Annotated in this window: 11 protein-coding genes; 5 read left to right on the plus strand and 6 right to left on the minus strand. The window is 73.4% G+C overall.

Annotated features, from left to right (window positions below; translation table 11 throughout):
- Nucleotides 1-105: 105 nt before the first annotated feature.
- Nucleotides 106-1329, minus strand: a complete 1224-nt coding sequence (locus ACN28C_RS06390; RefSeq protein ID WP_422772635.1) for an LOG family protein — start codon at nt 1327-1329, stop codon at nt 106-108.
- 299 nt (nt 1330-1628) lie between these two features.
- Here ACN28C_RS06390 and ACN28C_RS06395 point away from each other — a divergent pair, with 299 nt between their 5' ends.
- A complete protein-coding gene (locus ACN28C_RS06395) occupies nt 1629-2057 on the plus strand; it encodes a DUF3151 domain-containing protein (protein WP_422772636.1) in 429 nt (142 codons plus the stop codon).
- Between the two features lie 60 nt (nt 2058-2117).
- Here the strand turns inward: ACN28C_RS06395 and ACN28C_RS06400 are convergent, their stop codons facing one another.
- Both ACN28C_RS06400 and ACN28C_RS06405 read right to left on the minus strand, forming a co-directional pair.
- On the minus strand, nt 2118-3821 hold the full coding sequence (locus ACN28C_RS06400; RefSeq protein ID WP_422774552.1) for a chromosome partitioning protein: 1704 nt from the start codon (nt 3819-3821) through the stop codon (nt 2118-2120).
- Nucleotides 3822-4689: 868 nt separating this feature from the next.
- Nucleotides 4690-5721 (minus strand): hypothetical protein, encoded by a 1032-nt coding sequence (locus tag ACN28C_RS06405; protein ID WP_422772637.1) that lies wholly within the window; start codon nt 5719-5721, stop codon nt 4690-4692.
- 126 nt (nt 5722-5847) lie between these two features.
- Here ACN28C_RS06405 and ACN28C_RS06410 point away from each other — a divergent pair, with 126 nt between their 5' ends.
- From ACN28C_RS06410 to ACN28C_RS06420, 3 genes are all read left to right on the plus strand, one after another.
- The gene (locus tag ACN28C_RS06410; protein WP_422772638.1) at nt 5848-7146 is read left to right on the plus strand and encodes an adenylosuccinate synthase; all 1299 of its coding nucleotides are present in this window, start codon (nt 5848-5850) and stop codon (nt 7144-7146) included.
- 105 nt (nt 7147-7251) lie between these two features.
- Nucleotides 7252-8541, plus strand: coding sequence for a phosphoribosylamine--glycine ligase (gene purD / locus ACN28C_RS06415; protein WP_422772639.1), 1290 nt, complete (start codon nt 7252-7254; stop codon nt 8539-8541).
- Nucleotides 8542-8822: 281 nt separating this feature from the next.
- Nucleotides 8823-9434 (plus strand): hypothetical protein, encoded by a 612-nt coding sequence (locus ACN28C_RS06420; RefSeq protein ID WP_422772640.1) that lies wholly within the window; start codon nt 8823-8825, stop codon nt 9432-9434.
- 51 nt (nt 9435-9485) lie between these two features.
- Here the strand turns inward: ACN28C_RS06420 and ACN28C_RS06425 are convergent, their stop codons facing one another.
- From ACN28C_RS06425 to ACN28C_RS06435, 3 genes are all read right to left on the minus strand, one after another.
- Nucleotides 9486-11138, minus strand: a complete 1653-nt coding sequence (locus tag ACN28C_RS06425; RefSeq protein ID WP_422772641.1) for an AMP-binding protein — start codon at nt 11136-11138, stop codon at nt 9486-9488.
- Nucleotides 11139-11252: 114 nt separating this feature from the next.
- Complete coding sequence (locus ACN28C_RS06430; RefSeq protein WP_422772642.1) at nt 11253-12467, minus strand: acyl-CoA dehydrogenase family protein; 1215 nt, start codon at nt 12465-12467, stop codon at nt 11253-11255.
- Between the two features lie 62 nt (nt 12468-12529).
- Nucleotides 12530-12982 carry an SCP2 sterol-binding domain-containing protein gene (locus ACN28C_RS06435; protein ID WP_422772643.1) on the minus strand — a complete coding sequence of 151 codons (453 nt, stop codon included), beginning with the start codon at nt 12980-12982 and terminating at the stop codon, nt 12530-12532.
- Nucleotides 12983-13104: 122 nt separating this feature from the next.
- Here ACN28C_RS06435 and ACN28C_RS06440 point away from each other — a divergent pair, with 122 nt between their 5' ends.
- Nucleotides 13105-13728 (plus strand): TetR/AcrR family transcriptional regulator, encoded by a 624-nt coding sequence (locus ACN28C_RS06440; RefSeq protein ID WP_422772644.1) that lies wholly within the window; start codon nt 13105-13107, stop codon nt 13726-13728.
- Nucleotides 13729-13910: the final 182 nt, after the last annotated feature.

Genomic DNA, 13910 nt, shown 5'->3' on the forward strand with positions numbered 1-13910 from the left:
CGCCCCGGGCAGCGGCCCGCCCGCCCCGGGCAGCGCCGAGCCGGCCCTGCGGCGGTGAGGTCTCCGCGCTGATGGCGTGGCGTCTCCGCGCTGATGGCGTGGCGGCTACGCGGTGGTGAGCAGACGGACGGCCTCGTGCACGTCGTCGGTGATGTGCACCGAGCGGGCCAGGTCGCCCGCGGGCGCCAGGGCCAGCAGCGGGCGCAGCAGCGCCTCGATCGGCAGCGTCTGGGTCCAGAAGGCGCTGTCCAGGAAGACGTACGGGCCGCTGGCGCCGTCGGTGCCGTAGAACGTCTTGGTGGCCGCCTGGAACACCTCCTGCACGGTCCCGGCCCGGCCGGCGGCGAAGACGATCCCGCCTCGGGCCAGCCGGAGAATGGTGTCCTCGCGGATGGCGTTGGAGAAGTACTTGGCGATCCGGCCGGCGAAGAGGTTCGCCGGCTCGTGCCCGTACAGCCAGGTCGGGATGGCGAGCCCACCACGCCGGGCCCATCCGTCGGGCTCACCGTCCCGGTGACCGTTGCCGTCCCGGGGTTGCGGCACCACCGTCGCGAACCGGGCCCGGACCTCCAGCGCCGCTGCCGTGTAGGGATCGTGGTCGGTGAAGTCCGGCGCGGCGGCCAGCAGGTCGATCGCCGAGGTGAGGTCGGCCGCAGGGCGCTCGGCGAGGTAGGCGCCGAGGTTGGCAGCCTCCATCACTCCCGGCCCGCCGCCGGTCACCACCAGCCGGCCGGCCCGGGCCAGTTCCCAGCCCAGTGTCGCGGCCAGTCGGTATGCCGAGGTGCCGCGCGGCACCGCGTGCCCGCCCATCACCCCGACCACCGACGCCGGGCCGTGCCGGCTCAGCCAGGACCGGGTGGCGTCGGCCAGCGCATTGTCGATGGCGTGGTCGTGCAGCCGCTGGGCCAGCGCCTCCCGCAGCTCCGGCAACGCGCCACCGTGGTGGCGGAAGTGCTCGTAGACCACCGTGTCGTACATCCCGGCGAATCCGGCGGCGCCGAATCCGGCGGCCAGCTCGTCGGCGGTGTAGAGCCGGGACGGATGCGTCGGGTACGGCAGCTCCGCGAAGGCCGGCACCACGGTCGCGCCACGCCGAACCAGCTCCGCCTCCACCTCGCGGGACGCGAACCGGCATCCGACGAAGAGCGTGCCGGTCAGGTCGACTCCGGTCAGGTCCGGCACCGGTTCGAGGTCCAACCGGAGCCCCTGCACGGCGAGTCCGGCGAGACTGCCGCTCGGGAGGTGGAGATCCAGTTCCGCCCGCGACTCGATCTCGTGAAGGGTGTCGTCGTGCGGTTCGAGCACGTCGGCGGGGGGTGGGGTGGGCATCCCGCCATCTTGCCCCGGCCCGGCAACCTCCCGGCCGCCGGGTGCGAACGAACCGGAACGCCGGCCGCAGAAGGGGACGAAACCGGCGAGAGCCCGGCGACACCAGGTCGCCGGGCTCCCTTCTACCGGGTCCTGGGGAGGCTCCGGATCTTCATTTGTAGTCCAGTTCCGCCGGGACCGCACCGCCCGGCCGCCCGAACCGCACCGGCCGCACGCGTGACGGACGCCTCAGCCGTTCAGCCAGCACGCGTGACACACCCCGCTCGCCAGCGCCGGCGGCGGCCGGGTTGAATGGTCCGATGCAGAACCTCTTGCCCGAACCGCCGCCGACCCTCCTGCCCGGCGACGACGCGGCCGAGGCGGCGCTCGCCGCCGCGCGCAGCGCGGACACCGACGAGGCGTACGCCGCGGCGGCCGCGCAGCACCCGACGTTCAGCGCTGCCTGGGCGGCCCTGGCCGCACGGTCACTCGACTCCGGCGAGGTCGTCGCCGCCTACGCGTACGCCCGTACCGGCTACCACCGGGGTCTGGACCAGCTCCGCCGCAGCGGCTGGAAGGGGCACGGTCCGGTGCCCTGGGGCCACGTGCCGAACCAGGGCTTCCTGCGCTGCCTGCACGTGCTCTCCCGGGCCGCCGGCGAGATCGGCGAGTCCGACGAGGCGGCCCGGTGCGCCCAGTTCCTCCGGGACTGCGACCCGGCGGCCGGCGACGCCCTCTCCGGCACCTGAGCCGGCACCTGAGCCGGCACCTGAGCCGGCACCTGAGCCGGCACCTGAGCCGGGCCGGGTTCAGAGCCCCTCGGCCACGGCGGCGGCGATCTTGAGCCAGGCGTCGCGGGTCGCGGAGGAGAGCTGGGCGTACCGGATCGGTTCGCCGGTGTCGATCAGCCGCTCGTACGGCGCCAGCAGCACCGCCCTGGTGCGGGCGGCGAAGTGCCGCTGGATCGCCGGCAGGTCGATCTCCTTGCGGGACGGCGGCATGGAGACCACCGTGACCGCCTGCCGGACCAGCCGCTGGCGGCCGCTCTGCTCCAGGTGGTCCAGCATCCGGGCGGCGGTCTCGGCGGAGTCGTTCCGGGCCGACATGGTCACCACGAGCTGGTCGGTGGCGTCGATCGCCGCCTGCCAGTTCTGGGCCCGGACGTTGTTGCCGGTGTCCACGAAAATCAGCTTGTAGAACCTGCTGACCACCTCGCGGATCTCCGCGAAGGCGGCGGCGGTGAGCATCTCGCCACCGGTCGCCGACTCGTCGGAGGCGAGGACGTCGAACATCCCCTCGCTCTGCGACCGCACGTACTGCGACAGGTCACCGACCCGGCCGTGCGCCCCCTTGAACTGGTAGAGGTCGCGCAGCATGTCCCGGACCGTGCGGGAGTGGAAGTCCTGCTGCGCCCGCATGCCAAGGGTGCCCTGGGTCTCGTTGTTGTCCCAGGCCAGCACGTAGCCGCCGCGCTTCTGCCCGAAGGTCATCGCCAGCAGCAGGATCGCCACCGTCTTGCCGGCCCCGCCCTTGGGGTTGACGACGGTCACCTGCCGGAGCCCGCCGAAGTTCCGGCGGATCATCTCGATGTCCTGCTTGATCTCCTGCTCGTGCCGGCCGGGCGAGAGCTTCAGCAGGCCGAGGGTGGTTTTGTTCACCGCCGCGCGTACTCCCATCTGCGCCACTGGGTCGGCGGGGCGTGCGGCCCGGCGCCGAGCGAAGTCCTCGGCGGTCGGGGTGTTGCCCTCCGGCGTCCAGAGCGGGTCGGGATAGGGGCCCACCGGCGGGTGCGGCGGCATCCGCCGCACCCCGGCCGACTCGGCGTACGGCTGCTGCGGCACCTCGGTCACCCCGGGGTGCGGGGTCCCCGGGGGTGAACCCGGCACCGGCGGCGTCCCACCGGACTGCGGCCCGCCCGGGCCCGCTACCGGCGGAGGCGGATAGCTCGGATAGCCGGGCTGGCTGGGATAACCCGGCGGTCCGGGCTGGTTCGGCGTCGGCGGTGGGTAGGTGGGCTGGTCCGCCACCGGTGCCGGCGACATCTGCTGTGGCGGGCCCGGCTGATACGGCTGGGGCGACGTTCCCGGCGGGTAGCCCTGCCCTGGCTGTCCCGCCACCGAATACGGACCCGGTGACATCGTGGGCGGGTACGGACCGACCGGCGGCGCCGAGCCCGGACCGGTGCCGGCACCGGCACCGGAGTATGGCGCGACCGGCTGCGGGCTGCCGTGTTGCGGCGTGACCGGTTGCGGGCCGCCGGGGTGTGGCGTGATCGGCTGTGCGGCGCCGTGCTGCGTGCCGATCGGCCGCTGCGGCGGTTGCGCCCACGGTGACTCGGTGGCCGGCCGGGCCGGGCTGCCGCCGTCGGGCTGGGGCCGGCTGGTGGCGGGCAGGGTGGCCCTGCCCCGGGCAGGTTCGGGGGCCACGTCTGGTTGCCGCTGCTCGGCCGGACCGGCGTCGGCAGCGGCGGTCGGGCTGGTGCTTCCGGTACGCGGCGCCGCGCCGTTCGCCAGCCGGTCCGGAGATTCCGGTCGGTCCGGCGACTCGGGGCGGTCCGGGGACTCGGGGCGGTCTGGCGACTCTGGGCGGTCCGGAGACTCCGGGCCTCCCCGGCCGGCGGGCTCCGTTCCGGCGCCCTGCTCCGGTCGGCCGCCGGTGTCGGTGCGCCGGATCTCACCGGTACCCACCGTCGCCCGGCCCTGGTGCTGCGGGACGACAGTGGGCCAGACCCGAGTCGGTGAATGAATCGGGGTGACCGGGTCCGACGCCGGAGCGCCGGCCGTCCCGCCCTGGCCGGGCGCCGGCGGGACCGGGCCGGGGGGTGCCGGTGGCTGCACCGGCACCGCCGACGGTGGCGGACCCGTTGTCGCCCGCGGCATGGGCTGACCCTGCGGCATGGGCTGACCCTGCGGCATGGGCTGACCCTGCGGACCGGGTGGGCCCGGAGCAGTCGCCGGCCCGGACGGTCCGTGCTGGACCGGCGGCGGAGCGAACGAGGGCGGTGCGGACGCCACCGGTGGCGCCGGTGTCATCGGCGGCCCAACCGGGACGGCGGGTGGCGGAGTGGACTGGTAGGGCTGGTGCGCGACCGGTTGCGGAACTCCGGCGAGCTGGCCGGGCGGCGTCGGATCCGGAGGCGGTGGCGGCGTGGGGGCCCAACTGATCGGATTGGACTCGTCGCGAGGCTCGGCGACGATCTCGTCCGGCGGCCAGAGCGGCTCGGCCTCCTGTGGTGCCGCCGGCACCTGACCCGGCATGTACACCCGGTCTCCATGATTGTTCGCCACGGCCTACCTACCTCCCTCCTACTGCCCGAGGATATGCCGTCGATCGGCATCGGGCCGGGCGCGGAGGTCCCCGTCCACAGCCTTCCACAGCGGATCAGCGGTCGTACACCGCCCACGCCCCCGGCTCGATCCACCACGATCGCTTCCGGCTCAGCGTCCCGGGCACCCCGTCGTCCAGGAACGGCACCTCGGGGTCCCGGGGCGTGACCGCGACCGCGCGGCCGCGGGCCCGACGGACCTCGATCCGCATCGTCCGGCGGCCCCACCGGGACCGGGCGAGGACCGGGACGGCGACCGCGACCTCGACGGCACCGTCGGCCGGATCCGCAGTGGAGAGCAGGCGCACCCCGGTCAGCTCGGCGTAGCCGCCCGCGTTGCCGACGACGCACGCCAGCAGCGGATCGTCCCCGCCGGTGAGCACCGTGTCGTCGACCTCGACCCGCCCACGCCAGGCCAGCGGCGTACCGGCCTCGTTGGCGGCACCGAGCAGTGCGCCGTCCAGTGTGACCGAGCCGGCGTCGTTGCGGAGCAGGTCGAGGCGGCGGACGCGACCGTCGAGCAGCGCGGCGGCGACCGCCGCCGGATCGCGGGGTAGGCCGAGTTGTCCGGCGAGGTCACCCGGCGACTCCGGAGCGGACGGCAGACGGCTGCCGGTCGGCCGGCCGGGGTCGCCCGACCGGCTCGGGTCCAGCGGCAGTACCCCGATCGCCGGCAGGTCGGGCAGGGTGCGGTTGTCGGCGAGGTCGGCCGGGCGTCGGCTGGGCGGTGGGGCGTATCGGCGGACCAGCCGACGCATCACGGCACGTAGCTGGGCGTCACTGGCGGTAGCGACTACGAGGCGGGTCTTGCCGTCCGGGTCGGGCCAGTCGAGGCCGTCCAGCCGGGGCGGGCCGTCCAGCCGGGCCAGTACGGCGTCGATCTCCCGATCCGACCGGGCGGTCACGAACTCGACCCGGGCGCCCCGCGAGGTCAGGGCGTCCGCACAGGCCAGCACCGGTACGCGTGGGGTGTCCGCGCAGTCCGCCCGACCGGCCGGCGCAGTGGGCGAGCAGCAGTCGCCGCCCGCACCGCAGCCCGTCGAGTCCTCCTCACCCCGGGCCAGGGTGAGCATCACCACGTCGTACACCGGGAGTCGCCTCCTGCCGCCGTCCGGCCCCTGCCGGCCGGGTCGTCACTTTTTGTTAGCCTGACACCTCGGGCTCGCCACGCGGTCGCCACCTGGCACCCGAGCCCCCTGGAGGCGGGTTTAGAGATGCCGGCGATCGTGCTCATCGGAGCGCAGTGGGGCGACGAGGGCAAGGGCAAGGTTACCGACCTGCTGGGTGACCGGGTCGACTACGTGGTCCGTTACTCGGGCGGCAACAACGCCGGGCACACGGTGGTCACCCCGGACGGGCAGAAGTACGCCCTGCACCTGATGCCCTCCGGCGCGCTCTCGCCGAGCGCGGTGATCGTGATCGGCAACGGCGTCGTGGTCGACCCCAAGGTGCTGATCTCCGAGATCGACGGGCTGGCCGAGCGGGGTGTCGACGTCTCCCGGCTGCGGATATCCGGCGACGCGCACCTGATCATGCCCCATCACCGGGCACTGGACCGGGTCGTCGAGCGCTATCTCGGCTCGTCCCGGATCGGCACCACCGGCCGGGGCATCGGCCCCGCGTACGGCGACAAGGTGGCCCGGATGGGCATCCGGGTGCAGGACCTGCTCGATCCGGGCATCCTGCGCAAGAAGCTCGAACTCGCGCTGCGGGAGAAGAACCAGATCCTCTTCAAGGTCTACAACCGCAAGGCGCTGGACGTCGAGGCGGTGACCGAGGAATATCTCGGCTACGCGGAGCGGCTGCGGCCGTACATCGCGGAGACCCGGGTGATTCTCTGGGACGCCCTCGACCGGGGCGAGACGGTGCTGCTGGAGGGCGCCCAGGCGACCATGCTCGACATGGACCACGGCACGTATCCCTTCGTGACCTCGTCCAACCCGACCGTCGGCGGCGCCTGTGTCGGGTCCGGCATCCCACCGACCGCGATCACCCAGGTGATCGGGGTGACGAAGGCGTACACCACCCGGGTGGGCTCGGGTCCGTTCCCGACCGAGCTCTTCGACGACAACGGCGCGCACCTGCGCAAGGTCGGCGCCGAGTACGGCACCACCACCGGCCGGGAACGCCGGTGCGGCTGGTTCGACGCCGTCATCGCCCGGTACGCCGTCCGGCTCAACGGCATCACCGATCTGGTGGTCACCAAGCTCGACGTCCTCTCCGGACTGGCGAAGGTGCCGATCTGCGTCGGCTACGAGATCGACGGTGAGCGTTACGACGACATGCCGATGACGCAGACCGCGATCCACCACGCCAGGCCGGTCTACGAGGAGCTGGACGGCTGGTGGGAGGACATCTCCAAGGCACGCTCCGAGGCGGAGCTGCCGGAGAACGCCCGCCGCTACCTGGCCCGCATCGAGGAGCTGTGCCGGGCCCGGGTCAGCGTGGTCGGCGTCGGCCCCGGTCGGGAGGAGAACATCGTCCGGCACGAACTGATCCCACCCCGCCGGTAACCCTCGCCGCCGGCAGGGTGGGCAGCCGGCGGGAGATCCCGGCCGGGTGGGAAGGCGGCGGGCGGGCGGCGGGAGATCCCGGCCGGGTGCGTAGGATCGGTCGCCGTGCGCGTACTACTTCTCGGTGGCGGTGGGCGTGAGCATGCTCTCGCGCTCGGCCTGGCCGCCGACCCGGCCGTCGAAGAGCTGATCGCCGCACCGGGCAACCCGGGCATCGCCACGGTCGCGCGACTACGGCAGGTGCAGCCCACCGATCCGGCGTCGGTGGCGGCGCTCGCCGCCGAGGTCCGGGCCGACCTGGTGGTCGTCGGTCCGGAGGCGCCGCTGGTCGCCGGGGTCGCCGACGCGGTACGCGCCAGGGGCATCCCCTGCTTCGGCCCGTCCGGCGCGGCGGCCCGGATCGAGGGCTCCAAGGCGTTCGCCAAGGACGTGATGGCCGCGGCCGGCGTACCGACGGCTCGGGCCCGGGCGGTGCAGAACCCCGGTAGCGGGGTCGGCGCCGCGCTGGTGGCCCAGGCGCTCGACGAGTTCGGCCCGCCGTACGTGGTCAAGGACGACGGGCTGGCCGCCGGCAAGGGCGTGGTGGTGACCGGGGACCGGTCGGCGGCGATCGAGCACGCCGCGGGCTGCGGCCGGGTCGTCGTGGAGGAATACCTTGCCGGGCCCGAGGTCTCGCTCTTGGTGGTCACCGACGGCGAGGCCGCGCTGCCGTTGCTGCCGGCCCAGGACTTCAAGCGGGTCGGCGACGGCGACACCGGCCCGAACACCGGCGGGATGGGGGCGTACGCCCCACTGCCGTGGCTGCCGCCGGGCACGGTCGACGAGGTGATGGCGGCGGTGGTCCGGCCCACCCTGGCCGAGCTGCGGCACCGGGGTACCCCGTTCGCCGGGCTGCTCTACGTCGGGCTCGCCATCACCTCGCACGGGCCACGGGTGATCGAGTTCAACGCGCGGTTCGGCGATCCGGAGACGCAGGTCGTACTCCCGTTGCTGGAAACGCCGCTCGCCGGCCTGCTGCACGCGGCCGCGACCGGCACGCTGGCCGGGCATCCGCCGCTGCGCTGGCGCTCCGGCGCGGCGGTCACCGTCGTGGTCGCCTCGGCGGGATACCCGGGCACCCCGCGTACCGGCGACGTGATCACCGGTGCGGAGCGGACCGGGATCGTGCAGGCCGGCACCGCGCGCCGGGACCCGGACGGCGCGCTGGTCTCCGCCGGCGGCCGGGTCCTGTCGGGCACCGGCCTCGGCGCCGATCTCGACGCTGCCCGGACGGCCGCCTACGAGCTGGTCGCCGGCATCGGCCTGCCGGATTCGCACCACCGGAGCGACATTGCGGCGCTTGCCGCGGCCGGCCGGCTCGCCGCACCCGTACGCACCGCGCCTCCGGCGCACTGACTCATCGGCCTCGGCACCCCGCCGGCCCTATCCCGGCTGGCAACCAGGGCAACCAGATTGGCCGGCAACCAGATTGGCCGGCCCCGCTTCCGGTGGGCGACCAGACCGGGCTCGAGCCCGACCGGGACAACCAGACCGGGCTCGAGCCCGACGGGGCAACCAGACCCGGCCGGCCTGGTGCGGCTGGCACGAAATCGTGATTCGCCGGTCGCGCCGCATTCCTACCGTGGGATCACCCCCGGCCGTCGGCTCTCGGGGGATTCTGCGGCAGAGGAGCGACCATGCACAGGTACCTGACTCGGGCGGCCCTGGTCGCCCTCGGCGGTGTGATCGCCGTCGCGTCCACCGGTTGCGCGACGACCGATCCCGGCCGGACCCCGCCGGCCAGCTCGGCACCGGCCGGGGGTGACGCGGGCCTGGGCAGCGCCCCGGGCGACGGCTCGACCGGCCAGCCGGCCCCGACCGGCGGCCCGGCAGGTGACGGCGGCCAGACCGGCGGCGGCCAGACCGGTGGCGGCAACACCGGTGGCGGCAACAGCAGCGGCAGCGGCACCCACGGCAGGAAACCGAGTGGGCCGACGATCGACCACTACCGGATCAAGCAGAAGCCGCAGTGTGACCAGGGCACCAACGTCAACCGGGTCCAGGGCCTCCCGGTGATCCTGGAATGGAAGGTGACCGGCGCCGACCAGGTCACCATCTCCGTTGACGGATCCGGGGTCTACGACACCTATCCGGCGGTCGGCAGCGCGACGATCAACTTCTCGTGCGGCGACGGCGAACCGGGTGAGTATGTCACGCACACCTATCTGCTCCGTACCGTCGGCGGCGGCGAGGCGCGCTCCAAGACGCTGACCGCCTCGGCCCTGGTCCACGAGATCCCATCGGTCTAGCCCGTCCGGGCCTCGGGTCTCATCCGATCCACCGGGCCAGGCCGACGGCGGTCAGGCCCGGTGGTAGCGGCTCAGTTCCCGGGTCAGCACCTTCCCGGTCGCGTTGCGCGGCAACGCCGGTACGAAGAGCACGTCCCGCGGCACCGAGAACCGGGCGCGGTAGCGGCGGACGTACTCGCGTACCGCCTCCGGGTCGAGCACCTCGCCCGGATGCAGCACCAGGTATGCCGCCAGCCGCTGGCCGTAGGTCCGGTCGGGCACGCCGATCACCGCCACCTCGCGCACCTGGGGCAGCCCGGCGAGCAGGTTCTCCACCTCGGCCGGATAGACGTTCTCGCCACCGGAAACGATCATGTCGTCCGCGCGGCCGTCCACGAAGAGCAGTCCGTCGCCGTCCAGGTGGCCCAGGTCGCCGGTGTCCAACAACCGCCCGCCGGCCCGGTCATCCCGGTCACTCCGCTCTGCCCGATCGTCCCGCGCCTCCCGATCGTCCCCCGCCTCCCGCGCCTCCCGCGCCTCCCGCTCTCTGGCGTCCGCCGTGTATCCCTCGAAGAGCAGGTCGTTGCCGACCAGGATCCGGCCCACCTGGCCAACCGGCGCCGGCTCACCCCTCGCGTCCACTATGGCCAGCCGGGTACCGTGCGGCGCCCGCCCTGCCGTGGTCGGTGCCCGGCGCAGCTCGGCCGGGGTGGCGATGGCGGCCCAGGAGACCTCGGTCGAGCCGTACAGGTTGTAGAGGATCTCGCCGTAGCGGTCCATGAACCGGGTCGCCAGCCCGCCGGGCAGCGCCGCGCCGCTGGTCGCGACGACCTCCAGGGGCGGCCGCCGCGCCGGTGGCGGCGCATCCAACAGCCGCTGCACCATCACCGGTACGGCGAACAGCGCCGTGCACGAGTGCCGCTCCACCGCCTCCAGTGCGGCCAGCGGCTCGAACCTGCGGTGCAGCACGACCGTGCCCCGCAGGGCGAACGCCATCTGCAGCGCGGCATATCCCCAGGTGTGGAAGAGCGGAGCGGCGATCATCATCCGGGTGCCGTGGTGCAGCGGAATCCGGTCGATGATCGCGACGAGCGGGCCGAGGCCGCTCGGGGTGGGGCGGCGGGCGCCCTTCGGCGTACCGCTCGTGCCGGAGGTGAGCACGATGGTCCGGCCGTCCCGGGCCGGCCGGCGCAGCTCGCCCGGGACTGCCCCGGCGACCAGTTCCGAATATCCCCGCTCGTCGAGCCGCTCCACCTCCGCCGGTAACCCGACCACCCGGTCGAGGAACTCGGCGTCGTGTACCAGCAGGCGGAGCCGCTGCTCCTCGGCCACCGCCGCGAGCTGTGCTCCGGAGAGTCCGGTGTTGCCCAGGACGATGTCGGCGCCGAGCAGCCCGCCGGCGAGCGCCGTCTCCACCAGCCCGGCGTGGTTGCGGCAGAGTACGCCGATCCGGTCGCCCGGCCCGATGCCGTACCGGGTCCGCAGCGATCCGGCCAACCGTCCGGCCCGGTCCAGCAGCTCCCGGTAGCTGATCTCGCCCAGCTCCTCGTCGATGAGCGCGGTCCGGTCCGGATCCCGGGCGGCCGCCTGGCGCAGCTCTCCGGCGAGGCTGAAGCCCCAGTTTCGCAGCGCGCCGAGCTGTGCCGCGATCCGCCGTGGCGAACCGGGCTTCAGCAGGCCACGGCGGGTCAGGGTGGCAACCAGAAACGCAAGATCCGAAGGCAAGAAGGGCTCCGCTGTGTGTCGTTCCAGGTCCGGGAGGCGCAGCCTCCACCCGGTCGACCGGGAGGGGGACGGCGGCCGGAGGGACCGGGTGCCGGCGAGCCGGCGTACACCGAGTCAGCGGATCTGACGCCCGGAGATGGCCCGGGAGATCACCAGCCGCTGGATCTCCGAGGTGCCCTCGAAGATGGTGTAGATCTTGGCGTCCCGGTACCAGCGTTCCACCGGGTGCTCGCGCAGGAACCCGGCCCCGCCGAGGATCTGCACGGCCCGCTCGGTGACCGAGACCGCCACCTCGCCGGCCTTGAGCTTCGACATCGAGCCCTCCCCGGCGGTGAACGGGCGGTTGTTGCGCCCCATCCAGGCGGCCCGCCAGACCAGCAGCCGGGCGGCGTCGATCTCCATCCGCATGTCCGCGAGCTGGAACGCGATCGCCTGGTTGTCGATGATCGGGCGGCCGAACTGGACCCGCTCGGTCGCGTACGCCAGGGCGTACTCGTAGGCGGCCCGGGCGATTCCGATCGCCTGCGCCCCGACCGTGGGCCGGGAGAGTTCGAAGGTACGCATCGCCGCCTGGCCGCTGCCGCGCTGGCCGGAGCGGGCCCGGTCGAGCCGTTCACGCAGCGCGTCGTGCCCGCCGAGCAGGCAGCGCCCCGGCACGCGTACCTCGTCCAGGAAGACGTCGGCGGTGTGCGAGGCGCGCAGGCCCAGCTTGCGCAGCTTCTTCGTCGCGGCCAGCCCGGCGGTGCCGGGCGGGACCACGAAGGCGGCCTGGCCCCGGGCGCCGAGTTCCGGCTCCACCGAGGCGGTCACCACGTGCACGGCGGCGATCCCGCCGTTGGTGGCGTACGCCTTCTGCCCGGATAGCACCCACTCGTCGGTGGCGGCGTCGTAACGGGCCCGGGTGCGCATGGCGGCGACGTCGGATCCCGCCTCCGGCTCGGTGCTGCAGAACGCCGCGACGGCCGGCCGGTCGGGGTCGCCGAAGCACTGCGGCACCCACTCGACGAGCTGCTCGGGGGTGCCGGTGCCGTAGATCGCGGCCACCGCCAGGGTGGTGCCGAAGATCGACAGTCCGATCCCCGCGTCGCCCCAGAAGAGTTCCTCACTGGCGAGTGGCAGGGAGAGGCCGCTCGGGTCGGCCCAGCAGTTCGCGATGAACTCGAAACCGTATAGACCGACCTTCGCCGCCTCCTGGATCACCGGCCACGGGGTCTCCTCGCGGGCGTCCCACTCGGCGGCGGCCGGGCGCACGACCTCGGCGGCGAAGCCGTGCACCCAGTCGCGCAGATCCCGCTGCTCTTCGTTCAGGTCGAGCGAGAACTCGGTCACGCCGCCCTCTCTCGTTCGTCGGGGACCAGGTCTTGTCCGTACGGGAGATGCCGTACCGGAGGTCAGGCCTTCGGGATGTCGAAGAGGTTGGCGATGTTGGCCGCCAGCCCCAGGTCACCCTTTGCCTTCAGCTTGCCCGTCATGAACATCATCACCGGGTTTGCGCTGCCGGAGACGACCTTCAGAAACTCGACCGGCCCCATCGTCAGGGTCAGCTTCGGCTCCCGCTGCGGGGTGTCCGAGACCTGGCAGGTCCCGTTCTCGATCACGATCTCGTAGGTGTCGGAGCCGCCGTCCGGCCGGCCGGTGATGGTCCAGTGGATGACCGTGTTGGTGTTGCCGGCCCGGTCGGCCCGGAAGAGCGTCGGCATCCGGGTGAACGTCGCGTCGAGAACCTTGCCGCGCAGGTCGCTGCTCATCACCTCGGCCAGCTTGTCATCCGGGGTGGACTTCACGATCTGGGCGAACTGCTTGGGTTCGAGCGAGAAGAAGGTCGCCGGGTCGAAGTCGGTCATGGCGAGGGCCCTCCAGGCTGCTGGTGGTTGTCGCTGGTCGGTCGGCGTCCGGTCGACGACGACAGGTTCCCAGACAGGTTACTCACGCGTAACCCTACGTCGGAGTAGGTAAGCTGACAAGGGTGTCGACCACGCCCGCCTTCCGGCGGCTGCCCCGGGCTGTCCGGGTGCAGCAGATGCTCGACGCCGCCGTGAAGATCTTCTCCCGGCGCGGCTTCCACGCCGCGAGCATGGACGAGATCGCCGACGGGGCCGGCATCTCCAAGCCCATGGTCTACGCCTACCTGGGCTCCAAGGAGGAACTTTTCATCGCCTGCCTGCACCGCGAGGGGACCCGGCTGATGGAGGCGATCGTCGACGCCGTCGTGCCCGATCTGCCCTTCGAGGAGCGGCTCTACCGGGGCCTGCGGGCATTCTTCCGGTTCGTCGGGACCCACCGCGACGGGTGGGCGGTCCTCTACCGGCAGGCCCGGGGCGAGCGGCCCTTCGCCGGCGAGCTGGCGGCGATGCGCAACCGGATCATCGAGGTCGTGGCGGGCATGCTCGGCCGGGGGCTGGCCGCCGACGGCCGTGAGGTCGGGACGGCCGAGCTGGAGGTCATGGCGTACGCCCTGGTCGGTGCTGCGGAGTCGGTCGCCGACTGGCTGGCCGACCACCCCGACGCCGACCCCGACACTCTCGCCGCCCAGCTCTGCACGGAAGGACCACCCTTCGTCGTTTTCCGCCGAAGGGGGTCCCCGGCCTGACGCCTGCATGCGCTGCCGTGTCCGCTGCGCGTCCGCTGCGTGTCCGCTGCCGTGTCCGCTGCGTGTCCGCTGCCGTGTCCGCTGCGCGTCCGCTGCCGTGTCCGCCGCCGTGTCCGCCGCGTGTCCGCCGTCGGTACCGCCGGCCGGCCAAGCGGCCGGGCCACCAGATCCTCGGCTGAGGA

It is taken from the genome of Plantactinospora sp. WMMC1484 (genome assembly GCF_049315195.1).
In the GTDB taxonomy this organism is placed as follows: Bacteria; Actinomycetota; Actinomycetes; order Mycobacteriales; family Micromonosporaceae; genus Plantactinospora.